General features: G+C 64.3%; 23 protein-coding genes. 10 read left to right on the top strand and 13 right to left on the bottom strand.

What is annotated here, in order from left to right:
• Positions 1 to 36: 36 nt before the first annotated feature.
• On the top strand, positions 37 to 1,353 hold the full coding sequence (locus ACPFMA_RS06975; protein WP_420059280.1) for a PQQ-dependent sugar dehydrogenase: 1,317 nt from the start codon (positions 37 to 39) through the stop codon (positions 1,351 to 1,353).
• Positions 1,354 to 1,460: 107 nt separating this feature from the next.
• Here ACPFMA_RS06975 and ACPFMA_RS06970 read toward each other — a convergent pair whose 3' ends face one another.
• The 5 genes from ACPFMA_RS06970 to ACPFMA_RS06950 form a co-directional block, all read right to left on the bottom strand.
• Positions 1,461 to 2,000: an NlpC/P60 family protein gene (locus ACPFMA_RS06970; RefSeq protein ID WP_081263301.1), complete on the bottom strand. Its 540-nt coding sequence runs from the start codon at positions 1,998 to 2,000 to the stop codon at positions 1,461 to 1,463.
• A 137-nt stretch (positions 2,001 to 2,137) separates the two neighbouring features.
• Positions 2,138 to 2,779 (bottom strand): C40 family peptidase, encoded by a 642-nt coding sequence (locus ACPFMA_RS06965; protein ID WP_279897959.1) that lies wholly within the window; start codon positions 2,777 to 2,779, stop codon positions 2,138 to 2,140.
• A gap of 115 nt (positions 2,780 to 2,894) precedes the next feature.
• Positions 2,895 to 3,599, bottom strand: a complete 705-nt coding sequence (gene hda / locus ACPFMA_RS06960) for a DnaA regulatory inactivator Hda (protein ID WP_009407385.1) — start codon at positions 3,597 to 3,599, stop codon at positions 2,895 to 2,897.
• A gap of 115 nt (positions 3,600 to 3,714) precedes the next feature.
• Positions 3,715 to 4,788, bottom strand: a complete 1,074-nt coding sequence (locus ACPFMA_RS06955; RefSeq protein ID WP_425929893.1) for an AI-2E family transporter — start codon at positions 4,786 to 4,788, stop codon at positions 3,715 to 3,717.
• 12 nt (positions 4,789 to 4,800) lie between these two features.
• Positions 4,801 to 5,856 (bottom strand): DUF2066 domain-containing protein, encoded by a 1,056-nt coding sequence (locus ACPFMA_RS06950; RefSeq protein ID WP_064305016.1) that lies wholly within the window; start codon positions 5,854 to 5,856, stop codon positions 4,801 to 4,803.
• Between the two features lie 333 nt (positions 5,857 to 6,189).
• Between ACPFMA_RS06950 and purM the strand changes: the two genes are divergently transcribed.
• The 5 genes from purM to ACPFMA_RS06925 all read left to right on the top strand — a co-directional run bounded on the left by purM (position 6,190) and on the right by ACPFMA_RS06925 (position 10,530).
• Positions 6,190 to 7,248 carry a phosphoribosylformylglycinamidine cyclo-ligase gene (gene purM / locus ACPFMA_RS06945; RefSeq protein WP_009407380.1) on the top strand — a complete coding sequence of 353 codons (1,059 nt, stop codon included), beginning with the start codon at positions 6,190 to 6,192 and terminating at the stop codon, positions 7,246 to 7,248.
• Positions 7,248 to 7,901 (top strand): phosphoribosylglycinamide formyltransferase, encoded by a 654-nt coding sequence (purN, locus tag ACPFMA_RS06940; protein WP_009407377.1) that lies wholly within the window; start codon positions 7,248 to 7,250, stop codon positions 7,899 to 7,901. Before purM ends, purN begins: the two co-directional genes overlap by 1 nt.
• Positions 7,902 to 7,909: 8 nt before the next feature.
• Entirely contained in the window at positions 7,910 to 8,620 is a 711-nt protein-coding gene (locus tag ACPFMA_RS06935) for a DUF3108 domain-containing protein (protein WP_009407376.1), read from the top strand.
• A 151-nt stretch (positions 8,621 to 8,771) separates the two neighbouring features.
• Positions 8,772 to 10,138, top strand: a protein-coding gene (locus tag ACPFMA_RS06930) for an IS3 family transposase (protein WP_425928094.1) whose coding sequence is annotated in 2 segments (ribosomal slippage) — positions 8,772 to 9,237 and positions 9,237 to 10,138 — 1,368 coding nt in all. Because the reading frame shifts where the segments join, the coding sequence is not laid out codon by codon here.
• A 209-nt stretch (positions 10,139 to 10,347) separates the two neighbouring features.
• Positions 10,348 to 10,530, top strand: a complete 183-nt coding sequence (locus ACPFMA_RS06925) for a hypothetical protein (protein WP_009397964.1) — start codon at positions 10,348 to 10,350, stop codon at positions 10,528 to 10,530.
• A gap of 65 nt (positions 10,531 to 10,595) precedes the next feature.
• On the opposite strand, the gene ACPFMA_RS06920 is transcribed toward ACPFMA_RS06925, so the two are convergent.
• The 7 genes from ACPFMA_RS06920 to ACPFMA_RS06890 form a co-directional block, all read right to left on the bottom strand.
• Positions 10,596 to 11,135: a DUF2058 domain-containing protein gene (locus ACPFMA_RS06920; protein WP_009397965.1), complete on the bottom strand. Its 540-nt coding sequence runs from the start codon at positions 11,133 to 11,135 to the stop codon at positions 10,596 to 10,598.
• Positions 11,136 to 11,162: 27 nt separating this feature from the next.
• Positions 11,163 to 11,993, bottom strand: coding sequence for a nucleoside triphosphate pyrophosphohydrolase (gene mazG / locus ACPFMA_RS06915; protein ID WP_425929892.1), 831 nt, complete (start codon positions 11,991 to 11,993; stop codon positions 11,163 to 11,165).
• Between the two features lie 51 nt (positions 11,994 to 12,044).
• Positions 12,045 to 14,285 (bottom strand): GTP diphosphokinase, encoded by a 2,241-nt coding sequence (gene relA / locus ACPFMA_RS06910; RefSeq protein WP_009397967.1) that lies wholly within the window; start codon positions 14,283 to 14,285, stop codon positions 12,045 to 12,047.
• 90 nt (positions 14,286 to 14,375) lie between these two features.
• Positions 14,376 to 15,743 carry a 23S rRNA (uracil(1939)-C(5))-methyltransferase RlmD gene (gene rlmD, locus ACPFMA_RS06905; protein WP_420059282.1) on the bottom strand — a complete coding sequence of 456 codons (1,368 nt, stop codon included), beginning with the start codon at positions 15,741 to 15,743 and terminating at the stop codon, positions 14,376 to 14,378.
• Positions 15,743 to 16,645, bottom strand: a complete 903-nt coding sequence (gene cysM / locus ACPFMA_RS06900) for a cysteine synthase CysM (protein WP_037059881.1) — start codon at positions 16,643 to 16,645, stop codon at positions 15,743 to 15,745. The genes rlmD and cysM overlap by 1 nt, the downstream gene beginning before the upstream one ends.
• 94 nt (positions 16,646 to 16,739) lie before the next feature.
• On the bottom strand, positions 16,740 to 18,068 hold the full coding sequence (locus ACPFMA_RS06895) for a histidine kinase sensor domain-containing protein (RefSeq protein ID WP_425930579.1): 1,329 nt from the start codon (positions 18,066 to 18,068) through the stop codon (positions 16,740 to 16,742).
• 43 nt (positions 18,069 to 18,111) lie between these two features.
• Positions 18,112 to 18,828: a response regulator transcription factor gene (locus ACPFMA_RS06890; protein ID WP_064305018.1), complete on the bottom strand. Its 717-nt coding sequence runs from the start codon at positions 18,826 to 18,828 to the stop codon at positions 18,112 to 18,114.
• A 172-nt stretch (positions 18,829 to 19,000) separates the two neighbouring features.
• Here ACPFMA_RS06890 and ACPFMA_RS06885 point away from each other — a divergent pair, with 172 nt between their 5' ends.
• The 4 genes from ACPFMA_RS06885 (at position 19,001) to ACPFMA_RS06870 (ending at position 23,679) form a co-directional block, all read left to right on the top strand.
• Complete coding sequence (locus ACPFMA_RS06885; RefSeq protein WP_420059283.1) at positions 19,001 to 21,754, top strand: response regulator; 2,754 nt, start codon at positions 19,001 to 19,003, stop codon at positions 21,752 to 21,754.
• A gap of 66 nt (positions 21,755 to 21,820) precedes the next feature.
• Positions 21,821 to 22,810 carry a 2-hydroxyacid dehydrogenase gene (locus tag ACPFMA_RS06880; RefSeq protein WP_279897953.1) on the top strand — a complete coding sequence of 330 codons (990 nt, stop codon included), beginning with the start codon at positions 21,821 to 21,823 and terminating at the stop codon, positions 22,808 to 22,810.
• Positions 22,811 to 22,840: 30 nt separating this feature from the next.
• Entirely contained in the window at positions 22,841 to 23,278 is a 438-nt protein-coding gene (locus ACPFMA_RS06875) for a hypothetical protein (protein WP_064305021.1), read from the top strand.
• Positions 23,279 to 23,289: 11 nt separating this feature from the next.
• On the top strand, positions 23,290 to 23,679 hold the full coding sequence (locus ACPFMA_RS06870) for an META domain-containing protein (RefSeq protein ID WP_425930578.1): 390 nt from the start codon (positions 23,290 to 23,292) through the stop codon (positions 23,677 to 23,679).
• 116 nt (positions 23,680 to 23,795) lie between these two features.
• On the opposite strand, the gene ACPFMA_RS06865 is transcribed toward ACPFMA_RS06870, so the two are convergent.
• Positions 23,796 to 24,260, bottom strand: coding sequence for a TlpA disulfide reductase family protein (locus tag ACPFMA_RS06865; RefSeq protein ID WP_009397982.1), 465 nt, complete (start codon positions 24,258 to 24,260; stop codon positions 23,796 to 23,798).
• Between the last annotated feature and the right edge of the window lie 31 nt (positions 24,261 to 24,291).

The raw sequence follows: 24,291 nt of genomic DNA, 5'->3' as shown, positions 1-24,291 counted from the left end.
CTCTGACTTCTTAGGATCTTCCCAAGGAGTCAGACCATGCCCACCCTGCGCCTCGCCATCCTGCTGGCCATCACCACCGGCCTGACCGCCTGCGGCGAATCCGCCCGCCTCCAGGTCACGGATGGCAGCGGCCCTTCGCCGCAATTGCCGGAGCCGAACAAGACCCTGATCCCCACGGTGAACATCGCCCCGGCGGTGGGCTGGCCCGACGGCAGCACGCCCAAGGCGGCCCAGGGCACGCGGGTGGCCGCGTTCGCCGATGGCCTGGACCATCCGCGCTGGCTGTATGTCCTGCCCAACGGCGACGTACTGGTGGCGGAAACCAACGCGCCGGAGAAGCCCGAGGACAGCAAGGGCATCCGCGGCTGGGTGATGAAGAAGGTCATGGCCAAGGCCGGCGCCGGGGTGCCCAGCGCCAACCGCATCACCCTGCTGCGCGATGCTGACAAGGATGGCGTGGCGGAAACCCGCACGGTATTCCTCAAGGATCTCAATTCACCCTTCGGCATGGCCCTGGTCGGCAATGACCTGTACGTTGCCGATACCGACCGCCTGCTGCGCTTCAAGTACCAGGAGGGCGCCACCTCGCTGAATGGCACCGGCGAGCCGGTCACCGAGTTGCCGGGCGGGCCGCTGAACCACCACTGGACCAAGAACGTGATCGCCAGCAAGGACGGCAGCAAGCTCTACGTCACCGTCGGCTCCAACAGCAACGTGGCCGAGAACGGCATGGACAAGGAAGAAGGACGTGCGGCGATCTGGGAAGTGGACCCGGCCACCGGCCAGCACCGGATCTTCGCTTCCGGCCTGCGCAACCCCAACGGCCTGGCCTGGGAGCCGCACAGCGGACAGCTATGGACCGCCGTGAACGAACGCGACGAGATCGGCAGTGACCTGGTACCGGACTACATCACCTCGGTGCAGGATGGAGCCTTCTATGGCTGGCCCTACAGCTATTACGGCCAGCACGTGGATGTGCGGGTAGACCCGCAGGATCCCAACCTGGTGGCCAAGGCCATCGCCCCCGACTATGCGGTCGGCCCCCATACCGCCTCGCTGGGCCTGGCCTTCGCCGAGGCCGGGGCACTGCCGCCGCCGTTCGACCAGGGTGCGTTCATCGGCCAGCATGGCTCGTGGAACCGCAAGCCGCACAGTGGCTACAAGGTTCTTTTCGTGCCGTTCAATAGCGAAGGCAAACCTGCGGGTAAACCGGTGGACCTGCTGACGGGCTTCTTGAACGAAGAGGGCAAGGCCATGGGCAGGCCCGTGGGCGTGGTCACTGACCAGAGGGGTGGAGTGCTGGTGGCGGATGATGTGGGGAATGTGGTGTGGCGGGTGAGCAGGACGAACTAACGGGCGTACGCGGACCTTGTAGGAGCGGGTTCACCCGCGATGACGTCGGTGAATTCACCACCGCATCGCGGGTGAACCCGCTCCCACAAGGTCCGCGTACGCCCTTCCTACGGGTTATGTGCCAGATGTGCAGGCGCCATCAACACCCGCTTCGCATTCAGGTAAGACTTCTGCCAGTAGTTGTTCGACAGATAATCCAGCCGCACCGTCCCACCGGTGGATGGAGCATGCACGAAGCGCCCTTCCCCGACGTAGATGCCAGCGTGGTTCACCTGGCTCGCACCGTTCGTCGCAAAGAACACCACATCCCCCGATTGCAGCGCATCACGCTGAACGTCCGGAGCACGCATGACGATCATCTCGCGGGTCGAACGTGGCAGGGAAATACCTGCCGCATCGCGGTAGACATAACCGATCAGGCCACTGCAATCGAAGCCGGAATCCGGCGTATTGCCGCCCCAGCGATAGGGCGTGCCGACCAGGCCAAGGGCGCGGAAAAGCACGTCCTCAGCGGCTGGCGAGTAGCTGATCTGGGCAGGAACATAGGCCGGCTGGACCACCGGGGCCGGGGTCGGAGCCTGGCTGGAGCAGGCACCGAGCAGTGCTGCCAGGGACAATACCGCTGAACGCGCCATCATCGTCTTCATCAGAACATCCTGTCTGAAGGAGCCCGGCGCGGGGCCGGAATAAGTGGTGAGAAATCAGATTAGACGTTTTCTGTAAACACGCACGGCGACTAGCTTTTCAGCATAGTCGCCGTGTGTCTGACACCGCTGCGAATCGCTTAGTTGCGCGAAAGTGTCGTGGTCGCTGCCGGCGGCGCCAGGGCCAGGGCGCGCTTGGCCTCGATGAAGGTCTTGCTCCAGTAGCGATCACCCAGGCTGTCGATCCGCACACCACCGCTGCGGCGGCTGCTGGAATGGATGAACTGGTTGTCGCCCAGGTAGATGCCGGCATGGCTGACGCGCCCGCGACCGTTGGTGCTGAAGAACAGCAGGTCACCGGGCTTGAGGTTGTTGCGCGAAACCAGCGGCGCATCGACGTTGATCATCTCGCGGGTCGAACGCGGCAGGGTCATGCCGGCTTCCTCGCGGAACAGGTAACCGATGAAGCCGCTGCAATCGAAGCCCGACTGCTCGGAGGTGCCACCGAAGCGGTAGCGGGTACCGATCAGCGACATGCCGCGCTCGAGGATGCTGTCGGCCAGGGCGGGCAGCTGGTAGGACTTGCTGCTGGAGAATTGTTCCAGATCCTGCTCGGTAGCCAGCTCTTCCTCGAAGACGGAAGTCTCGACGGAGGACTTGGTAGCGGACTTGGCGGAAACGGAGAAGTGATCCTGCTGTTGCGGGGCCGGGCTATGAGCCGCGCAGCCAAACAGCAGCGTCACGAGTGCGAGGGGCACGAGGGGTGCGAAGCGATTCAGCATGGGCACGACCGTGTCTTGAATTTGATGAAGTCGCGACTATGCCTTCTATCGATTCGATTTGCAAATTCAATCGAAAAAAATGTGACTTTTATGTGCGGCAGGTCAAGGACGCGGTTTACCAGCCCAACGTTTCCTTCAGGAAGGGGATGGTGAGCTTGCGTTTTTCCTGCAGGGAAGCCTGGTCCAGGCGCTCCAGCAGGTCGAACAGCGCACTCATGCTGCGAGTACCGCGGGTAAGGATGAAATGCCCGACTTCATCGGTCATGTGCAGGCCACGGCGAGACGCGCGCAGTTGCAGGGCGCGCAGTTTGTCTTCGTCGGACAGGGCGCGCATCTGGAAGATCAGGGCCATGGTCAGGCGCGACTTGAGGTCGGGTAGCTTGATCGGCAACTCCCGCGGCGAGGCGGACGCCGCCAGCAACAGGCGCCGGCCGCTGTCGCGCAGGCGATTGAAGAGATGGAACATGGCCTCTTCCCACTCCGGCTTGCCGGCGATCACATGCAGGTCGTCGAGGCACACCAGCTCGTACTGCTCCAGATGGTCCAGCAGTTCGACACCCCGATCGAGCAGTTGCGCCAGCGGCAGGTAGACGGCGGGCTCGCCCAGTTGCTCGAAACGCAGGCAGGCGGCCTGCAACAGATGAGTACGCCCGACCCCCTGCTTGCCCCACAGGTAGATCAGGCTTTCGGTCCAGCCGGCGTCGGCTTCGCAGAGTCGCTCGACGTAGCCCAATGCTGCGGCGTTGGCACCCGGATAGTAGTTGATGAAGGTGGCGTCATCGCGCAGACGCACACCCAGGGGCAACTGGATCGGTTTCATGCTGGCTGGGCGGTCGCGAGGAACCGCAAAGGGCCCTTGGTAAAAGTTTGCAAAGTCTATACCTGCGCCGTCGGTCGCACAATGAGCGAAGAAAATCAAAGGCTTGCAGAGCAGCCTAGAGATGCGGATCGATCTCCTCGCCATACATGTCCGACTTCTTATAGAAGTCATGCATATGACGCAGCAGCACCATGATCACCGCCGCTGCCGGCAGGGCCAGCAGCACCCCGGTAAAGCCGAACAGCTCGCCACCGGCAAGAATGGCGAAGATCACCGCCACCGGATGCAGGCCGATGCGGTCGCCAACCAGCAGCGGGGTCAGGACCATCCCCTCCAGCGCCTGGCCGACCATGAACACGGCCACGATACCCAGCAGCGGATAGGGATCGACACCGAACTGGAACAGCCCGGCGACCATCGCCGCGCCGATCCCGATGATGAAGCCCATGTAGGGTACGATCGCCGCCAGCCCGGCCAGCAGGCCGATCAGCAGGCCCAGCTCCAGCCCCACCAGCATCAACCCCGAGGCGTAGATCACGCCCAGGGCCAGCATCACCAGCAACTGGCCGCGAACGAAGGCGCCGAGCACCTCGTGGCATTCCCCCGCCAGCTCCACCACCTGCGGCTCGCGCTGGCGCGGCAGCAGGCTGCGCAGCCTGGCCATCATCAGGTCCCAGTCACGCAACAGGTAGAAGCCCACCACCGGGATCAGCACCAGGTTGGCCAGCCAGCCGACCAGCGCCAGGCCGGAGGCGGTGACCTGGGACAGCACCACGCCGACGATATCGGTGGTCTGGCCCATATGGGCGCTGATGGCGGCCTTGACCTTGTCGAATTTCCAGAAACCGTCGGCCAGGCCCAGCTTGACCTGGACCCAGGGCAGCGCCACGTGCTGCAGCCAGTCGAGCATCTGCGGCGCGACTTCGTACAGGCGCACCAGTTGCTTGGCCAGCATCGGAATCAGCACCAGCAGCATCGCCAGCAGGACCAGGCTGAACAAGGCGAAGACCACCGCCACCCCGGCGGTACGCGACAAGCCCATGCGTTCCAGGCGATCCACCAGTGGATCGCCCAGGTAGGCCAGGAGTATCCCGACCAGGAAGGGCGAAAGGATGCCGTGCAGAAGATAGAGAAGAATGCCTAGCACCAGCAGCGCGATAGGCCACATCCAGCGGCGCAGGTCGATCATCGCGACGGCTCCTTACCAGCGAAAACGCAGGCCGGTGAACGGGGCCGGTGCTGGTGCCGGTTGCGCACCTGGCCCGGCGGGCGTCGCAGCTGCCGGTGCAGCCACCTGGGCAGCATCGGCTGGCACTTCCTGCAGTTTCGCCAGCCCCAGCTGGGCCCGCAATTGGTCGCTGCTGCCGGTGGCCTTCCAGGTCATGACATCGCCCTGCACCTCGATGACCCGACCACCGAACGGTTCGAGCACCCGGCCCAGCTCGGCATAGCGCTCCAGGTTCATGCCCTGGACCTGGACCTGCTGCTCGCTGCTGGCCCCCGGCCTGGCCACGAAACGCGGCGCCAGGCGCTGGCTCACCGCGAGCATCACGGCATCGGCCACGGCCGCCTGGTCTGCGCCCTCGACCTTGCCCTGTTCACGCTGCTCGCCCAGCCACAGGCGCCAGGTGCCATTCCACTTGCCATCGGCTTCGCTGGCATGCACCGCCAGCAGCGCGTCGGCAGCGTAGCGCCCGGAAGCGGCCTGCAGCGGCGAAGGGTCAGTACCTTCGAGATTCTTCGGCGTGGCGACCAGTTGTTCCTCCAGGTCGCCCAGTGGCAGGCGCAGCGGCAGGCCACGGTGCTGGGCGGCACGGCGCAGCACTTCGGCATTGCTCTGGCCATCGCCGACCAGGCTGGAGCCCTCGGTGCTGTCGTTCAACCACCAGCCGAGGATCGCCGGACGGTTGCTGCCCCACAGGGCCAGCCCGGCCTTGCGCAGGGCACGCTCGGTGCTGCCGGGGTCGAAGTCCACCAGCAGGGTTTCCGGCGGACCGGCCTCGGTGCCGAACTGGCTGATGATCTGTTGCGGGTCCTTGCGCAATTCGGCAAGCCCGGGATTCTGCGGCGCCTTGGGATCGCCGGTCAGGCGCAGGACCAGGGTGTCCAGCGCCGCCTGGGTAGCCTGGGCGCGGGCATCGGCACCCTGCCCGGCCAACGGCTCGCGCACCTGGTACAGCCCGGAGACGCTTTCGGCCTGGGCCGCCACGGCGAACAGGGCAACGCAGCAACCGAACAGATATGAACGCAAAGGCATGAAGGATTCCTGTCCAGATATAGAAAGAAGCGAAGTCCAGCGTGAAGCCAAGACCCTCGCCACAGCGCAAAATTCACTGGGTGGGCGCTGTTTCACCTCCTATACCTTATACAGGCCGCGACAAGGCAACCACCCGCCCGCGGTGATTCATGTTTTTTCCTTATATTCAGGCCCTGCCCGTCGGCCTGAGGATGGCCGCTGCCGGGCAACCCTGATAAAATCGCGCGCCTTCGCAGACCACTGACGGTCGGGCAGGCGGATCCAGTTTTCCCCGCAGCCTGGCAGGTCAGGGTCGATTTCCCCGAATCCCTCCCTCCTAAAGGCCTGGATCACATGAGCAAGCAACCCTCCCTTAGCTACAAGGACGCCGGTGTAGACATCGACGCCGGCGAAGCCTTGGTCGAACGCATCAAAGGCGTGGCCAAGCGCACCGCGCGCCCGGAAGTCATGGGCGGCCTGGGCGGCTTTGGCGCCCTCTGTGAAATCCCGGCCGGCTACAAGCAACCCGTCCTGGTCTCCGGCACCGACGGCGTCGGCACCAAGCTGCGCCTGGCGCTGAACCTGAACAAGCACGACTCGATCGGCCAGGACCTGGTCGCCATGTGCGTCAACGACCTGGTGGTCTGTGGTGCCGAGCCGCTGTTCTTCCTCGACTACTACGCCACCGGCAAGCTCAACGTCGATGTGGCCGCCACCGTGGTCACCGGCATCGGCGCCGGCTGCGAACTGGCCGGCTGCTCGCTGGTCGGCGGTGAAACCGCCGAGATGCCGGGCATGTACGAAGGCGAAGACTACGACCTGGCCGGCTTCTGCGTGGGTGTTGTGGAAAAGGCCGAGATCATCGACGGTTCGAAGGTCGCCACCGGTGACGCCCTGATCGCCCTGCCATCCTCCGGCCCGCACTCCAACGGCTACTCGCTGATCCGCAAGATCATCGAAGTCTCCGGTGCCGACATCGAGCAGGTGCAACTGGACGGCAAACCGCTGACCGAACTGCTGATGGCGCCGACCCGCATCTACGTCAAGCCGCTGCTCAAGCTGATCAAGGAGACCGGCGCGGTCAAGGCCATGGCCCACATCACCGGCGGCGGCCTGCTGGACAACATCCCGCGCGTCCTGCCAAAAGGCGCCCAGGCGATCGTCGACGTGGCGAGCTGGGAGCGCCCTGCGGTCTTCAACTGGCTGCAAGAGCAAGGCAATGTCGACGAGCACGAAATGCACCGCGTGCTGAACTGCGGCGTTGGCATGGTCATCTGCGTGGCCCAGGACCAGGTCGAAACCGCCCTGAACAGCCTGCGCCAGGCCGGTGAGCAGCCTTGGGTGATCGGCCAGATCGGCGTGGCCGCCGAGGGCGCCGCCCAGGTCGAGCTGAAGAACGTCAAGGCACACTGATGCCCACCACGAAGTGCGATGTGGTGGTGTTGCTGTCGGGTTCCGGCAGCAACCTGCAAGCCCTGATCGACAGCGCCCGTGCCGGGGATTCCCCGGTCCGGATCCGCGCCGTGATTTCCAACCGCGCCGATGCCTACGGCCTGCAGCGCGCCCGTGACGCCGGCATCGACACCGCCGTGCTCGATCACAAGGCGTTCGACGGCCGCGAAGCCTTCGACCAGGCCCTGATCGAGCGGATCGATGCCTTCTCGCCGCAACTGGTAGTGCTCGCCGGCTTCATGCGCATCCTCAGCGCCGACTTCGTCCGCCACTACGCCGGGCGCCTGCTGAATATCCACCCTTCCCTGCTGCCCAAGTACAAGGGCCTGCACACCCACCAGCGCGCGCTGGAGGCGGGTGATGCCGAGCATGGCTGCAGCGTGCACTTCGTCACCGAGGAACTCGATGGCGGGCCGCTGGTCGTACAGGCAATCATCCCGGTGGCCCCGGATGACACGCCAGAGACCCTGGCGCAGAGGGTTCACAGCCAGGAACACCAGATCTACCCGCTGGCAGTGAGCTGGTTCGCCGCAGGCCGTTTGCGCCTCGGTGAAAGCGGTGCTCTACTGGATGGCCAGCCCCTGGCGGCCAGCGGCCACTTGATTCGACCCTAGGAGATTTTATGCGTCGCGCCCTGCTTCTCGCCCTCGCCGTGCTCGCACTGCCGCTTCAGGCAGCCGAGCTGAAACCCTTCTCGGCCAGCTATACCGCCGACTGGAAGCAACTGCCCATGAGCGGCACTGCCGAACGCAGCCTGGAAAAGAACGCCAACGGCACCTGGAGCCTCAACTTCAAGGCGTCGATGATGATCGCCAGCCTGACCGAGCAAAGCACCCTGTCGCTGGACAAGGACACCCTGCTGCCGCAGAGCTATCACTTCGAACGTGGCGGCCTGGGCAAGGCCAAGAAAGTCGACCTGGACTTCGACTGGTCGCAGAAGGTCATCACCGGCACCGACCGTGGCGACGCGGTGAAGCTGCCGCTCAACCGTGGCGTACTGGACAAGTCCACCTACCAGCTGGCGCTGCAGCATGACGTGGCTGCCGGCAAGAAAAGCGTGAGCTACCAGGTAGTCGATGGCGACGAGATCGACACCTACGACTTCCGCGTACTGGGCACCGAGAAGGTCACCACCCGGACCGGCCAGGTCGATGCGATCAAGGTCGAGCGCGTCCGCGATCCAAGCCAGAGCAAGCGCATCACCGAGCTGTGGTTCGCCAAGGACTGGGACTACCTGCTGGTGCAACTGCGCCAGGTCGAGACCGATGGCAAGGAATACGTGATCGTGCTGCAGGACGGCACGGTGGATGGCAAGGCGGTCAAGGGTAACTGACCGGCTGGTTGTTCGTTGTATTCGGGAACCCCGCCAAGTGCGGGGTTTTCTTTTGCCTGGGACGGCCTCATCGCCGGCAACGCCGGCTCCCACAAGGATCTGAGCTGCGCCCCGGATGTTGGACAAAAAATCCAACATCGGGGTGTTTTGCATGACCAAGTATTCAAAGCAGTTCAAGTTGTCCGCCATCGAAGCCTTCCTCAAGCGAGGCCGAGGTTTCCGTCATGTGGCGAACCAGTTCCAGATAGATCCCACCTTGCTTCGCCGTTGGGTCGTGGCCTATCAGCAACACGGCAGGTCCAGCCTTGAGCGTCGCCATCAGCGCCACAGCGCCGAATTCAAGATTACGGTGCTTCACCGCATGCTAAATGACCGTCTTTCTCAGCGCGCCGCCGCAGCGTTGTTCAACCTAGGTAACTCTAGTCAGCTGGGCAGATGGCTGCGCCAGTATTACAGTGACGGGCTCGCAAACCAGCTTTCTGTAGAAAAGAGTTCAACCCGCACCATGCCCAAGCCTTCCGCCAAGTCCTCCAAGCCTGCAGCCGTGCGTAACGAGGACCTCTCGCCCAAAGAGTTACTAGAGAAAGTTCGCATGCTTGAAGCGGAGAACGCCTACCTAAAAAAGCTCGAGGAGTTAGAGGAGGCGAAGCTCAGGCAGACCCGGGCAGTAAGGAAAAAGCCCAGCTGATTACCGCGCTGCGCCGACAGTTCAGGCTGAAATACCTGCTGATCGCTGCTGGTTTGCCTCGTAGCACTTACTACACCTACTTCGGGGACGAGGGCGCCGAGGATAAGTACGCTCCACTGAAACAGGCGATGCGGGGCATTCAGGAGCACCACAGGGGCCGGTATGGTTATCGTCGCATGACCGCTGCGCTGCGCCAGAAAGGGCACGTGATCAACGGCAAGAAAGTGCGCCGCCTCATGGGCGAGTTGGACCTCAAGTGCACGGTACGACCGAAGAAATACAAGTCGTACAGAGTGCTGATGGACGAAGCATCGCCGAACACCATGAACCGGGAGTTCGCTGCTGATCAGCCGAATCAGAAATGGGTGACAGACGTTACCGAGTTCAAGGTGGCTGGAGAAAAGCTTTATCTGTCGCCAGTTCTGGACTTGTACAACGGGGAGATCGTGGCCTATCAAACGGATACTCGGCCGCGTTACACCCTGGTGGGAACGATGCTTGAACGAGCGCTGGAGAAGCTGCCGACTGACAGTAAGCCGATGCTGCACTCAGATCAGGGATGGCATTATCGCTATCCGGATTACCGCCAGCGCTTGAAAGAAGCGGGCTTGGAACAGAGCATGTCGCGCAAGGGCAACTGCCTGGACAATGCGGCGATGGAAAGCTTTTTCGGCACGCTGAAGTCGGAGTATTTCTACCGCGAGAAATTTGAGAGCATCGAGCAATTACGCGCTGGGATTGATGATTACATCCGCTACTACAACCACGAACGTATCAAGATGAAGCTCGGCGGCCTGAGCCCTGTAGCGTACAGAGCACAAGCCGCATAGCTTTAGACAAAAGTGTCCAACATCCGGGGCGCAGCTCAATCGGCGGTGTACTCAGGTCCCTGTGGGAGCCGGCGTTGCCGGCGATGAGGCCCTCAAGAGCAAGCATGAAAGATCTTTCATGGCGCTTTTAATTTACTTAGCGAGCTAACAAATCCTATAAATGAAGCCTGCGACAGAGTGCCGCAGTTAACCGGATTTGGAGTTTGCACATGACTGTCAAAGTAACTGAGCGCGACGAATCGAAACTGTCCCACGAAGGCGTCGCCGCTGGCGTACGCATCTGGGATGTGCACCAGCAGGGCCAATTGGTCGGCATGTTCCACACTGAACACGAAGCCCACCGCTACCGCATGGAACTGGAAGTCTGGGAAACCCGCCGGACCCAGTCCTGAAACCAGCCTTTTCCACATAAAACAAACCCCGCCATGGCGGGGTTTGTCGTTTCTACCGAATCAGATCACCACATCAGGTCGTCCGGGATCACGTAGGCCGCGTACGGATCGTCGGCATCCGGCTCTTCCACCTGGGTATTGAGCAGCAGGATGCGCTTGGGATCGCGCTCCTGGATCTTCAGCGCCGCTTCACGGGGAATGATCTCGTAGCCGCCAGCGTGGGCGACGATGGCCAGCGAGCCACTGCTCAGCTTGCTGCGCATCAGGGCATTGACCGAGATGCGCTTGACCTTCTTGTCGTCGACGAAGTTGTAGTAGTCCTCGGTGGTCAGCTTGGGCAGGCGCGAGGCTTCGATCAGTTGCTTGACCTGCGCGGCACGGGCCTTCTGCTCGGCCTTTTCCTGCTGTTGGCGGTTCAGCTCCTGGTCACGCGCAACCTTCTCGGCCATCGCCTCCTTGGCCAGGCGCTGCTGGCTGTCGTCGACTTCGACCTGGCCTTTATGCTCCAGGCGTTTCTGCTTCTTTTGCTCTTTGTTGACCTGCTTGACCTGCTTCTGGTTGACCAGGCCGGCTTTGAGCAATTGGTCGCGAAGGGAAAGGCTCATCGTGTTCACTCACTTAATGCATCGCGCTCAGCCGCAGCTGGGCAGGTTCTTTTCCTGACGCTTGGCTTCGCCCCAGAGCGCATCCAAGTCTTCGAGGGTGCAATCTTCGATCGGACGCCCGCTGTCGCGCAATGCCTGCTCGATAAAACGGAAGCGTCGCTCGAACTTGGCGTTGGCGCTACGCAGGGCATTTTCCGGGTCGATCTTCAGGTGCCGGGCCAGGTTGACCGTGGCGAACAGCAGGTCGCCCACTTCATCGGCCAGGGCCACGGCATCGTTGTCGGCCATGGCTTCCAGCACTTCGTCCAGTTCCTCGCGGACCTTGTCCAGCACCGGCAGCGGGCCCGGCCAGTCGAAACCGACCTGGGCCGTGCGTTTCTGCAGCTTGGCCGCGCGGGACAGCGCCGGCAGCGCCGCCGGAACATCGTCGAGCAGGGACAGTTGTTCGGGAACGCCCTTCTCGGCCCGCTCCTGGGCCTTGATCTCTTCCCAGCGCTGCTTGACCTGGTGTTCATCCAGGCGCGGGGTGTCCAACGGCGCATACAGCTCGCCGGTGGGGAATACATGGGGATGGCGGCGGATCAGCTTGCGGGTGATGCTGTCGATCACCCCGGCGAACTCGAAGCGGCCTTCCTCCATGGCCAGCTGGCTGTAGTAGACCACCTGGAACAGCAGGTCGCCCAGTTCGCCCTGGAGGTGCTCGAAATCGCCGCGCTCGATGGCATCGGCCACCTCGTAGGCTTCCTCCAGGGTATGGGGAACGATGCTCGCGTAGGTCTGTTTCAGGTCCCACGGGCAGCCGTATTGCGGATCGCGCAGGCGGGCCATGAGGTGCAGCAGGTCGTCCAGGGTGTACATCGTGGCTTCTCGTAACAGCACAGGCCCGCCGCGAGGGCGGGCCTGTCTCGGTCAAGGGGTGCGGTTGCGCCGGGTCTCGATGATGTTCGGCAACTGCGAGATACGCCCGAGCAGGCGGCCGAGGGCATCCAGGCCGGGAATCTCGATGGTCAGCGACATCAGCGCGGTGTTGTCTTCCTTGTTCGAGCGGGTGTTGACCGCCAGCACGTTGATCCGCTCGTTGAGCAGGACCTGGGAGACGTCACGCAGCAACCCCGGACGGTCGTAGGCACGCACCATGATGTCCACCGGATAGGTCTGCACCGGCACCGGCCCCCAGCTGACCTGGATGATCCGTTCCGGCTCGCGCCCGCCCAGTTGCAATACCGAAGCGCAGTCCTGGCGGTGGATGGTCACGCCGCGGCCCTGGGTGATGTAGCCGACGATGGCATCCCCCGGCAGCGGCTGGCAGCAGCCGGCCATCTGGGTCAGCAGGTTGCCCACGCCCTGGATCTGGATGTCGCCGCGCTTGCCCGGCTTGAAGCCGGTGGCCTTGCGGGTGATGAGATCGATTTCCTCGATCCGCTCCGGTTCCACCAATTGCTGGGCGGCGTTGACCAGGTGGGCCAGGCGCAGGTCGCCGGCACCGAGGGAAGCGAACATGTCCTCGGCGGTACGCAGGTTGGCTTTTTCCGCCAGGCGCTCGAAGTCCACCTGGGGCAGGCCGAGGCGGTTCAGCTCGCGCTCCAGCAGGGTCTTGCCGGCCGCAACGTTCTGGTCACGTGCCTGCAGCTTGAACCAGTGGACGATCTTCGCCCGCGCCCGCGAGGTGGTGACATAGCCGAGGTTGGAGTTCAGCCAGTCGCGGCTCGGGTTGCCGTGCTTGCTGGTGATGATCTCCACCTGCTCGCCGGTCTGCAGGCTGTAGTTGAGCGGCACGATGCGCCCGTTGATCTTGGCGCCCCGGCAGTTGTGGCCGATCTCGGTGTGCACCCGGTAGGCGAAGTCCAGCGGCGTCGCGCCCTTGGGCAGGTCGATGGCGTGACCGTCAGGGGTGAACACGTAGACCCGGTCGGGCTCGATATCCACCCGCAACTGCTCGGCCAGGCCGCCGATATCGCCCAGCTCCTCGTGCCACTCCAGGACCTGGCGCAGCCACGAGATCTTCTCTTCGTAGTGGTTGGAGCCGGACTTGACGTCGGTGCCCTTGTAGCGCCAGTGGGCGCACACGCCCAGCTCGGCTTCCTCGTGCATGGCGTGGGTGCGGATCTGCACCTCGAGGACCTTGCCCTCGGGCCCGATCACTGCGGTGTGCAGGGAGCGGTAGCCGTTTTCCTTGGGGTTGGCGATGTAGTCGTCGAACTCCTTGGGAATGTGCCGCCACAGGGTGTGGACGATGCCGAGCGCGGTGTAGCAGTCGCGCATTTCCGGAACCAGCACCCGCACCGCGCGCACGTCGTAGATCTGGCTGAACTCCAGGCCCTTGCGCTGCATCTTGCGCCAGATGGAATAGATATGTTTCGCCCGACCGCTGATATCGGCCTTGACCCCGGTGGCCAGCAGTTCGTTCTGCAACTGGGCCATGACATCGTTGATGAAGCGTTCGCGATCGAGCCGGCGCTCGTGCAGGAGCTTGGCGATCTGCTTGTACTGGTCCGGCTCCAGGTAGCGGAAGGACAGGTCCTCCAGCTCCCACTTGATATGGCCGATACCCAGGCGATGCGCCAGCGGCGCGTAGATATCGAAGACCTCGCGGGCGACACGGTGGCGCTTCTCGTCGTCGGCGCCCTTCACCGCGCGAATGGCGCAGGTGCGTTCGGCCAGCTTGATCAGGGCCACGCGCACATCATCGACCATGGCCACGAGCATCTTGCGCAGGTTTTCCACCTGGGCCTGGGAACCCAGCACCAGGGACTGGCGCGGATTGAGACTGGCGCTGATGGCGGCCATGCGCAGCACGCCGTCGATGAGCTTGGACACCACCGGACCGAAGCGCTGGGCGACTTCGGCCAGGGTTGCCTTGCCCTCGCGCACGGCGCGATAAATGATCGCGGCGACCAGCGAGTCCTGGTCGAGCTTGAGGTCCGCGAGGATTTCGGCGATTTCAAGACCGGCCTGGAAACTCGAGGTGCCATCGGCCCAGGAGTGTTTGGCCTGGTTGCCCTGCTTCTCGATTTCCTGGGCGAATTCGCAGGCAACCTTCAGCGCTTCGCGATCCAGCGCCGCGTCGACGCTGCACACATGATCCAGCCATGCTTCGAGATTGATACTGCCGTCGGTGTTGACCGGCTGGTGCACTCTCACCTGTACCATCTTTGTTTACCTTTTCCTGCAGCGCATGCGCGATGCGCCTGAAAACTCGGGTGCCGTGCCACAGATCGATAAAGGCACGACACCGGGCGGTCAGCCTGGCTGACCCGCCTCGAATAACGCCATGGCCTCGACATGTGCTGTCTGCGGGAACATGTCGAGGATCCCGGCCCTTTTTAACCGGTAACCCTGCTTGATCAACTCAAGCGTATCGCGGGCCAGGGTCGCCGGATTGCACGACACATAGACCAAGCGCTTTCCACCCAGTGCTGCGATATTTCTGACGACTTCGTAGGCACCGTCTCGGGGTGGGTCCAAGAGTACCGCAGAAAAGCCTTCCGTCGCCCACCCGGACGCTGCCAGCGGTTGGGATAAATCCGCCTGAAAACAGCGAACATTATTCAAATTATTGCTACGGGCATTGGCAGCGGCCCGTTCGACCATTGCCTGCACCCCTTCCACGGCCACCACCTCGGCGGCCTTCTGCGCAAGCGGCAGGGCGAAGTTGCCCAGGCCGCAGAACAGGTCCAGCACGCGCTCGTCATTCTGCGGGGCGAGCCAGTCGAGGGCCTGTTCGATCATCGCCGTATTGACGCCGGCGTTGACCTGGACGAAATCGCCCGGGCGATAGGCCAGGGTCAGGTTCCAGGGCTGCAGTTCGAACCCGAGGGACTGCTCCGGTTCCACTGACCAGGGCTCGCCTTCGCCTTGCAGCCAGAGCTGCACGCCTGCTTCGGCGCAGAAGGCTTTCAGCTTGCCGAGGTCCACCTCGCCCAGCGGTGCGGTGTGGCGCACCAGCATGGCCAGGGCGGTACCGCTGAACAACTCGACGTGCCCTACCACCTGGGGCTTGCCCAGGCTCTGCAACAGCAGCGGCAGATGGCGCAGCACCGACTGCAAGGGCTGTACCAGCACCGGACAGTCGTCGATGGCGATGATGTCCTGGCTGGCTTCGGCGCGGAAACCGACGTCGAGTTTCTTCGTCTTGTGATCCCAGCGCACCGCAATCCGGGCCCGGCGGCGATAGCCGAATTCCGGCCCGCTCAAAGGCGCGGCCCATTGCTCGGGCACGACACCCGCCACCCGCTGCAACTGTTCGGCAAGCAGGCGCTGCTTGAGCTGAAGCTGATCGTCATGGGACAGGTGCTGCAGGTTGCAGCCGCCACAACGCTCGAAGTGCCGGCAGGGTGCCGCGCGGCGCTGGGCACTGGCGCCGAAGACCCGCTCCAGGCGGGCCTCGACCACCTTGCCATGGGCATTGAGCACCCGCGCCTCGACCTCTTCGCCCGCCAGCGCACCGCTGACGAACCAGGTGCGGCCGTCGAGGAAGGCGATGCCGCGGCCATCGCCAGCCAGGCGCTCGATGGTCAGGCGCTGCTTCTTGCCCGTCGGCACCTGGGGCGCACGGCTGCCGCCGGCCGGCTGGAAGCGCAGGCCGCCGTTACGTTTACCTTTGGACATCAGCGATCCGCGTCGAAAATGCCGGTCGACAGATAGCGGTCGCCACGGTCGCAGATGATCGCCACCATGGTCGCGTTCTCCACTTCGCGGGACAGGCGCAGCATGGCTGCCACTGCACCACCGGACGACACGCCGCAGAAAATGCCCTCTTCCCGGGCCAGGCGACGGGTGGTTTCCTCGGCTTCGCTCTGGGCCATGTCGACCACGCGATCGACGCGCTCGGCCTGGAAGATCGACGGCAGGTATTCCTCGGGCCAGCGACGGATGCCCGGGATGGCCGAGCCCTCCATGGGCTGCAGGCCGACGATCTGCACCTGCGGATTCTGCTCCTTGAGGTAGCGCGAGCAGCCCATGATGGTGCCGGTGGTGCCCATGGAACTGATGAAGTGGGTGATGTTGCCGCCGGTCTGGCGCCAGATTTCCGGGCCGGTGCTGACGTAGTGGGCCTCGGGGTTGTCACCGTTGCCGAACTGGTCGAGGACCAGGCCGCGACCTTGGTCACGCAGGCGCTCGGCGAGGTCACGGGCACCTTCCATACCCTCTTCCTTGCTGACCAGGATCAGCTCGGCACCATAGGCGGTCATCGCCGCCTTGCGTTCGGCGCTGGAGTTGTCGGGCATGATCAGGATCATCTTGTAGCCCTTGATCGCCGCCGCCATGGCCAGGGCGATACCGGTGTTGCCGGAGGTCGCCTCGATCAGGGTATCGCCCGGCTTGATCTGACCGCGCAGCTCGGCACGGGTGATCATCGACAGCGCCGGACGGTCCTTGACCGAACCCGCCGGGTTGTTGCCTTCGAGTTTCACCAGGAGAGTATTGCTGGTGTCGCCGGCCATGCGTTGCAGGCGGACCAGGGGGGTATTGCCGACGCAATCGGCGATGGTGGGGTACTGCAAGGTCATGGCGTTTTCGCAATCCAGACTCACGGGGCCGCCTATCATACCGGCAAACCGTCGCACTCCATATCACGCAATCTGCGAGGTTTATAGCGGATCGCTATAAGCCTGGGCGGCAGCCTGTCGCTTGCGCCGCCAGCAGGCGAATATTCAGGCGCAGGCCCCGTGTCCCGTTCTGCGCCCAAAGTCGGCCACCCTGGCGCTGCACGGCATTGCGGGCGATGCTCAGGCCCAGGCCGAAGCCACCATCGCCGGGGCGCGAGCCGTCCAGGCGGGTGAAAGCAGCGAATATCCGCTCCAGCTCCGTCTCGTCCACGCCACCGCCCTCGTCTTCCAGCCAGAGCAGCCAGTGCTCGCCCTGGCGTTGGCCGCCGAGGCGGACCAGGCCGCCCGCCGGTGAGTGACGGATGGCATTGCGCAGTATGTTTTCCAGGGCCTGGGCGAGGCTGTCGAGATGGCCCTGCACCCAGCAGTCGTCACCCACTTCGCACAGCAGTTGTGTTCGCGGCCAGCCACTTTCGAAGCAGGCATCCTCGCAGAGCATTTCCCACAGAGCGGCGATGCCGATCGGCTCGCTGGGCAGCGGCGCACGCTCGGCATCCAGCCAGGCCAGTTGCAGGGCATCCTCGACCAGGCGCTGCATGCCCCGCACCTCGCGCCGCAAACGCTCGCGCAGCCGTTGCCCATCCTGCTCGCTATCGCTGGCTACCTGCAGCCGGCTCAGTGGCGTACGCAACTCATGGGACAGGTCGCGCAACAGTTGCTGCTGCAAGGCCACGGTGCCCTGCAGGCGCTCGGCCATATCGTCGAAGGCCCGGCCCAGTTCGCCGAATTCGTCATGGCGGCTGGTGGTGGCGCTGGCCACCCGTGCCGTCAGTTGCTCGGCGCGCCAGGCATTGGCCTGGTCGCGCAGTTGATGCAGCGGGCGGATCAACATCCGGTACAGGCCGAAGCAGAACAGCAGGGTCAGCAGCCCGGGGATCAGGCCATTGGTGACCATGCGCCAGAACAGCAGGTTCCAGCGGTCGGGGACCAGCCGCTGGGGCAACTCGATGACCAGGCTGCCGAGGGACGAGTCGCCGGGAAACGGTACGCGCATCCACGGCGCGGTGCTGGAATGGCGGCTGACCGGACGATCCACGCCACGCAGGTTGGTCAAGCGCTCGACCTGGGCATCGCTCAGCGGAAGGCTGCCCAGCGGTTGCAGGTCTGGCCCGATCACGGCGATAAAACCCTGTTCACGCTCGCGCATGCCGCCCAGCCACAGATCGATACCCGCCGTGCCGCCGCTCAACAGGGCACGCTCGGCCTCGGCGGCATACCCTTCGAGCAGTTCCCGCGCATGCGGGGCCAGGTAGGCATTGCGCACTTCCATCTGCCGGCCCCAGGACAGGCTCAGGCCAATCAGCAGCAGGCAGAAGCCCACCATGAGGATCGCCAGTTTCCAGAACAGCGAATGACGATTGGGCAACTCACGCGTCCTCGCCGGCGCCAAGCATGTAGCCCTGGCCCCATACGGTGCGAAGCTGGCGCCCCTGGTAGCCGATGGCCTTGAGCTTGCGCCGGATCTGGCTGACATGCATGTCCAGGCTGCGGTCGTGGCGCGAGTAGCCGCGCTGCAGCACATGCTGGTAAAGGAAGGGCTTGCTCAGCACCTCGTCGGGGCTGCGCTGCAGGGTTTCGAGCACCCGGTACTCGCTGGGCGTCAGGCCGGCCCATCGGCCATCGTGGCACACATCGCTGGCCTTCTCGTCGAATTGCAGTTCGCCGCCCGGCGCCCTGGTTGCCGGCCACTGTCGACGTTCCAGATCGACCCGGCGCAGGATCGCTTCGATGCGCACCCTCAGTTCGGCCATGCTGAATGGCTTGGGCAGGTAGTCGTCGGCGCCGCGCTGGAAGCCGGTGATGCGGTCCGCCTCTGCCCCGAGCGCCGACATCATGATCACCGGCGTGCTGCTGCGCTCGCGCAACTGCACCAGGGCGTCGAGGCCGGTCATGCCCGGCAGCAGGATATCCATCAGCACGACGTCGAAATGCTGCTGGCGCGCCTGGTCCAGGCCGTCACGGCCGTTGCGGCACCAGGTCACGAGAAAACCACTACGCTGGAGTTGCTCGTGAAGATAGGCACCAAGCACCGGATCGTCCTCGATCGCGAGAATGTTGGGATTGCGGATGACGTCGGGATTCATTGGCGGCTGCTAGCGATTCTCAATCGCGCGATTATTTAGCAATTGCTTTCCCCAGGCAACCCGATCCGGGTACAAGGGAGGGTTCATCACGGAGCGATTAACCAGTGCAATACCTCGATACACGCGGTAGCTTTCTGTCCATACAGCGCCGCGCAGACACAGGAGACCGGGCGTGCTGAATCGATTTGGAATCAGGACCCGCGTGCTGCTGCTCGCCGTGGTGCCCGCCGGGACCATGGCCCTGGTGCTTGGCGGCTATTTCACCTGGCTGCAGCAGAACGAACTGCAGACCCAGTTGCTCCAGCGCGGACAGATGATTACCGAGAGCCTGGCGCCCCTTGCGGGCCCGGCCCTGGCACGCAAGGATCGCGCGCAACTGGAACGCATCGCCGCGCAGACCCTGGAACAGGCCGATGTCCGCGCCGTGTCCTTCCTCAGCCCCGACCGCGGCAGCCTCGCCCACGCCGGGCCGAGCATGCTCAACATGCCGCCGGCCGGTGGCGGTACGCAGATGCTCCAGCGCTCCGGCAGCGATGCCACCCGCTACCTGCTGCCGGTGTTCGGCCATCATCGGGACCTGGCCGACGATCCCGTGCCCCATGAAACCGATCGCCTGCTGGGCTGGGTCGAGATCGAGATATCCCATGGCAGCACGTTGCTGCGCGGTTACCGGGCGCTGTTCGCCAGCCTGCTGCTGATCCTGCTCGGGCTGATGGCGACCACCCTGATCGCCCTGCGCATGAGCCGGGCGATCAATGGCCCGATCGGGCAAATCAAGCACGCGGTCAGCCAGCTCAAGGACGGCAACCTTGAAGAGCGCCTGCCGAGCATGGGCAGCTATGAACTGGACGAGCTGGCCGCCGGCATCAACCGCATGGCCGAGACCCTGCACAGCGCCCACGAAGAGTTGCAGCACAGCATCGACCAGGCCACCGAGGACGTACGGCAGAACCTGGAAACCATCGAGATCCAGAACATCGAACTCGACATGGCGCGCAAGGAAGCGATCGAGGCGAGCCGGATCAAATCCGAGTTCCTCGCCAACATGAGCCACGAGATCCGCACGCCGCTCAACGGTATCCTGGGCTTTACCCATCTACTGCAGAAAAGCGAGCTGACCCCGCGCCAGCACGACTACCTCGGCACCATCGAGAAGTCCGCCGACAGCCTGCTGGGGATCATCAACGAGATCCTCGACTTTTCCAAGATCGAGGCCGGCAAGCTGGTGCTGGAGAGCATTCCGTTCAACCTTCGCGACCTGATCCAGGACACGCTGACCATCCTGGCGCCCCAGGCGCATGCCAAGCAGTTGGAGCTGGTCAGCCTGGTCTATCGGGACACGCCGCTGTCGCTGATCGGCGACCCGCTGCGCCTGAAGCAGATCCTTACCAACCTGGTCAGCAACGCGATCAAGTTCACCCGCGAGGGCACCATCGTCGCCCGCGCCATGCTCGAGGACGAGCGCGAAGACTCGGTGCAGTTGCGCATCTGCATCCAGGACACCGGGATCGGCCTCTCGGCCCAGGATGTGCGGGCCCTGTTCCAGGCGTTCAGCCAGGCCGACAACTCGCTGTCGCGCCAGGCCGGCGGTACCGGGCTGGGCCTGGTGATCTCCAAGCGCCTGATCGAGCAGATGGGTGGCGAGATCGGTGTCGACAGCACGCCGGGAGAAGGCTCGCAGTTCTGGATCAGCCTGAGCCTGCCACGGGCCCGCGACACCACCGAGGACCAGCCACTGCCAGCCCTGCACCAACGGCGCACGGCGATCACCGACAACCACGAACTGGCGCGCCAGGCGCTGGAGCACCAACTGGAAGATTGCGGCCTGGCGGTCAGCACCTTCGGCACTCCCGAGCAACTGCTTGGCGCGGTCGAGGCCGCCCATCTGGCCGGGCAGCCGTTCGAACTGGCGGTGCTTGGCGTCAACCTGCACGACATGGCTCCGGAAAGCCTCGGCCAGTTGATCCAGCGCCTGGAGCGGTTCGCCTGCCAGGCCCTGGTGCTCTGCCCGACCACCGAACAGACCCTGTATCACCCGTTCCTGCCCAATGCCCATGGCCAGTTGCACGCCAAGCCGGCGTGCACGCGCAAACTGCGCCGCGCCCTGCTCGAACTGGTCCAGCCGCGGCGCAGCCAGGGCGAGCTCAAGGCAATACCGGGCCAGCGCCTGCCAAAGGTGCTGTGTGTCGATGACAACCCGGCCAACCTGCTGCTGGTGCAGACGCTGCTGGAAGACCTGGGCGCCGAGGTACTGGCGGTAGACAGCGGCAAGGCGGCGCTCCAGGCGGTGCAGCAGGACAGTTTCGACCTGGTGCTGATGGACGTGCAGATGCCGGGCATGGACGGTCGCGAATGCACCGAGCAGATCCGCCGCTGGGAAGCCGGTCACGGCGGCCAGGCGCTGCCCATCGTCGCCCTTACCGCCCACGCCATGGCCAATGAAAAGCGCGCCCTGCTGCACAGCGGCATGGACGACTACCTGACCAAGCCGATCAGCGACCGGCAACTGGCCCAGGTGGTGCAGAAATGGACCGGGCTGACCGTCCACGTGACCCGTGACGAGCGCAGCAGCACCAGTGCTTACGGCGGCAGCGAACTGAAGGTACTGGACCCGGAGGAAGGCCTGCGCCTGGCCGCCGGCAAGCCGGACCTGGCGGCGGACATGCTGGCGATGCTGCTGGCCTCGCTGGAGTCGGACCGCCACGCCATCCGCGCCGCCCGCGATACCGGCGACCGCGCGGCGACCATCGAGCGCGTGCACCGGCTCAACGGTGCCACCCGCTACTGTGGCGTGCCGCAATTGCGTGCGGCCTGCCAGCGCAGCGAAACGCTGTTGAAGCAGGACGACCCGCAAGCCCAGCAGGCCCTCGACGACCTGGAGCGGGCCATCGACCGGCTGACGCACGTCGCACGCCAGAGTGCCTGACCCAGGGCAAGGCGTCAGGACGCCACTTGGCTACACTGGCGGTTCGACCGTTAGGGAGCATGAACGATGCGCGTCCTGTTTTTCAGCAGCCAGTCCTACGACCAGAACAGCTTCACCGCCGCCCGCGCGGTGGACGGGCTGGAGCTGCACTTTCAGCCCGCCCGCCTGAACGAGGACACCGCCGCCCTCGCCGCCGGTCATGAAGTGGTCTGCGCCTTCATCAACGATGACCTCTCGGCGCCAGTGCTGGAACGCCTGGCCGCGGCCGGCACGCGCCTGATCGCCCTGCGCTCGGCCGGCTACAACCATGTCGACCTGGCGGCGGCGCGACGCCTGGGCCTGAGCGTGACCCGGGTCCCGGCCTATTCCCCGCATGCCATTGCCGAACATGCGGTGGCGCTGATCCTCGCCCTGAACCGGCGCCTGCACCGCGCCTACAACCGCACCCGCGAAGGGGATTTCAGCCTGCACGGGCTGACCGGCTTCGACCTGCACGGCAAGACCGTGGGCGTGGTCGGCACCGGGCAGATCGGCCTGGCCTTCGCGCGGATCATGGCCGGTTTCGGCTGCCAGTTGCTGGCCCATGATCCGTATCCGAACCCGCACGTCGAGGCCCTGGGCGCGCGCTACCTGCCGCTGGACCAGCTGCTGCGCCAGGCCAATATCATCAGCCTGCATTGCCCGCTGACCCCGCAGACCCGGCACCTGATCAATATCGAAAGCCTGTCCGAACTGCAGCCCGGCGCCATGCTGATCAACACCGGGCGCGGCGCCCTGGTAGACACCCCGGCGCTGATCGAGGCACTGAAAAGCGGCCACCTGGGCTACCTGGGCCTGGACGTCTACGAGGAGGAAGCGCAGATCTTCTTCGAGGACCGCTCCGACCAGCCGCTGCAGGATGACGTGCTGGCGCGACTGCTGACCTTCCCCAACGTGATCGTCACCGCGCACCAGGCGTTCCTGACCCACGAGGCGCTGGCCGCCATTGCCGCCACCACCCTGGACAACATCGCCCGATGGATGGTCGGCACGCCGCAGAATCTGGTGGAGGGATAGGGTAGGATACGCGGCAAATTTGGAGGCCCCATGGTCGAACACGATTTCCGCTACACCCTCTTCAACCCGCAACACACCCTGATCGAATGCCGCGCGCTGGCGCCGGGCCGTTACCAGGTTACCGGCAACGGCGGCTCGATCCAGAAAGGCGACGTCCTGCTGGTCACCCTCAAGGGCAGCAAGGACCTGTCGATGCGCCTGGCCGTGGACAACGTCCGCCACCTGATCAACCCACGCGGCCAATGGGTCGCCACGGCCAATGGCCCGGCCTTCGGCGAGTTGGCCATTCACCAATGGAAAGTAGAGTGCAATAGCTGCGATGCCGAGCTCGAATTCGAGTTCGCGGTAGACGCCAAGCTGGGCAAGAAAGCCCAGCAACCGGCGGCCGTGGCGCGGATTGCCGAACTGGGCTGGGCGACCAAGGGTGACAAGCACCTGTGCCCGAAATGCCGGGAGCAGGCGCAGTGAACAAGCTGCTGATGAGCGGCGCGTTGCTGGCGGCCCTGGCGGGCTGCGCGGCCGAGCCGGTAAAGCTGCAAAAGGAACGCAGCTACGTGCTGGAGTGGATCGGCGAACGTCCGCTGATGGACTACAGCCACCTGACCCTGACCCTCGCCGATGATGGCCGGGCCTATGGCAATGCCGGCTGCAACCACTGGTTCGCCCAGTACAGCCTGCAGGGCCACCATCTCAGCTTCGGCACCATCGGCAGCACCCGCAAGCTCTGTGCACCGGCGCTGATGGAGCAGGAAAAGCGCTTCCTGGAAGCGCTGGCCAAGGTGGAGCGCTGGGATATCTCGCCGATCGAGCAGGTCAGGTTCTGGCCGGCCGAGGGCAAGCCGCTGCGGTTCTGGCCGGAAGAAGGCTGAGGGGGTTCTCCCGGGCCTAATCGCCGGCAACGCCGGCTCCCACAAGGTCTGCGATGTACGCGGACATTGTGGGAGCCGGCGTTGCCGGCGATGAGGCCCGGGAGAACAATCCGACTTCAGGCGCCCTTGAGCGCCTTGATCTTCTCTACCAGCCCCGCCTTCGTCTGCTCGCCCATCAACTGCTCACGCACCTTGCCCTTGTCGTCGATGATGTAGGTCACCGGCAATCCTTCGCTGCGCGGCAGGTCGTAGCGCTCGGCCGGGTCCTGGGCCAGTACGGTGAAACCGATGCCCATGGTGTCCACGGATTTCTTCAGTTCCTCGCCCTGCAACCCGTCGAAGTTCACCCCGACCACGGTCACACCCTGGCCCTGCCATTCCTGGGCGAACTGGTTCAGTTCGGGAATCTCCACCCGGCACGGGCCGCACCATTCGGCCCAGTAGTTGAGCACCACCCAGCGCCCGTCGAGTTGCTCGGCTTTCACCGTGTTGCCGTTCTGGTCCAGGCCGTAGTCCGCACCGCAACCACCGAGCATCAGGCTCATGCTGATGGCCAGGGCTGCTGCCAAACGCCTTGTCATGGGTCAATCCTTCTTCAAGATTCAGGCAAAA

It is taken from the genome of Pseudomonas sp. NyZ201 (assembly GCF_049860765.1).
Classification (GTDB): Bacteria; Pseudomonadota; Gammaproteobacteria; order Pseudomonadales; family Pseudomonadaceae; genus Aquipseudomonas; species Aquipseudomonas bharatica.
The sequence above is the reverse complement of the archived record's forward strand: the minus strand, read 5'-3'. Positions and strand labels throughout refer to the sequence as shown.

Excerpts from the sequence above, each read along its gene's own strand:
- ACPFMA_RS06925 (WP_009397964.1), top strand. The coding sequence starts at position 10,348 with ATGACTGTCAAAGTAACTGAGCGCGACGAATCGAAACTGTCCCACGAA.
- ACPFMA_RS06890 (WP_064305018.1), bottom strand. The coding sequence starts at position 18,828 with ATGAATCCCGACGTCATCCGCAATCCCAACATTCTCGCGATCGAGGAC.
- ACPFMA_RS06955 (WP_425929893.1), bottom strand. The coding sequence starts at position 4,788 with ATGATCGACCTGCGCCGCTGGATGTGGCCTATCGCGCTGCTGGTGCTA.
- ACPFMA_RS06895 (WP_425930579.1), bottom strand. The coding sequence starts at position 18,068 with ATGGTGGGCTTCTGCCTGCTGCTGATTGGCCTGAGCCTGTCCTGGGGC.
- cysM (WP_037059881.1), bottom strand. The coding sequence starts at position 16,645 with ATGACCTTGCAGTACCCCACCATCGCCGATTGCGTCGGCAATACCCCC.
- relA (WP_009397967.1), bottom strand. The coding sequence starts at position 14,285 with ATGGTACAGGTGAGAGTGCACCAGCCGGTCAACACCGACGGCAGTATC.
- ACPFMA_RS06975 (WP_420059280.1), top strand. The coding sequence starts at position 37 with ATGCCCACCCTGCGCCTCGCCATCCTGCTGGCCATCACCACCGGCCTG.
- ACPFMA_RS06935 (WP_009407376.1), top strand. The coding sequence starts at position 7,910 with ATGCGTCGCGCCCTGCTTCTCGCCCTCGCCGTGCTCGCACTGCCGCTT.
- hda (WP_009407385.1), bottom strand. The coding sequence starts at position 3,599 with ATGAAACCGATCCAGTTGCCCCTGGGTGTGCGTCTGCGCGATGACGCC.
- ACPFMA_RS06970 (WP_081263301.1), bottom strand. The coding sequence starts at position 2,000 with ATGAAGACGATGATGGCGCGTTCAGCGGTATTGTCCCTGGCAGCACTG.
- ACPFMA_RS06950 (WP_064305016.1), bottom strand. The coding sequence starts at position 5,856 with ATGCCTTTGCGTTCATATCTGTTCGGTTGCTGCGTTGCCCTGTTCGCC.
- ACPFMA_RS06880 (WP_279897953.1), top strand. The coding sequence starts at position 21,821 with ATGCGCGTCCTGTTTTTCAGCAGCCAGTCCTACGACCAGAACAGCTTC.
- ACPFMA_RS06870 (WP_425930578.1), top strand. The coding sequence starts at position 23,290 with ATGAGCGGCGCGTTGCTGGCGGCCCTGGCGGGCTGCGCGGCCGAGCCG.
- mazG (WP_425929892.1), bottom strand. The coding sequence starts at position 11,993 with ATGTACACCCTGGACGACCTGCTGCACCTCATGGCCCGCCTGCGCGAT.
- ACPFMA_RS06865 (WP_009397982.1), bottom strand. The coding sequence starts at position 24,260 with ATGACAAGGCGTTTGGCAGCAGCCCTGGCCATCAGCATGAGCCTGATG.
- purN (WP_009407377.1), top strand. The coding sequence starts at position 7,248 with ATGCCCACCACGAAGTGCGATGTGGTGGTGTTGCTGTCGGGTTCCGGC.
- purM (WP_009407380.1), top strand. The coding sequence starts at position 6,190 with ATGAGCAAGCAACCCTCCCTTAGCTACAAGGACGCCGGTGTAGACATC.
- ACPFMA_RS06920 (WP_009397965.1), bottom strand. The coding sequence starts at position 11,135 with ATGAGCCTTTCCCTTCGCGACCAATTGCTCAAAGCCGGCCTGGTCAAC.
- ACPFMA_RS06875 (WP_064305021.1), top strand. The coding sequence starts at position 22,841 with ATGGTCGAACACGATTTCCGCTACACCCTCTTCAACCCGCAACACACC.
- ACPFMA_RS06965 (WP_279897959.1), bottom strand. The coding sequence starts at position 2,779 with ATGCTGAATCGCTTCGCACCCCTCGTGCCCCTCGCACTCGTGACGCTG.
- rlmD (WP_420059282.1), bottom strand. The coding sequence starts at position 15,743 with ATGTCCAAAGGTAAACGTAACGGCGGCCTGCGCTTCCAGCCGGCCGGC.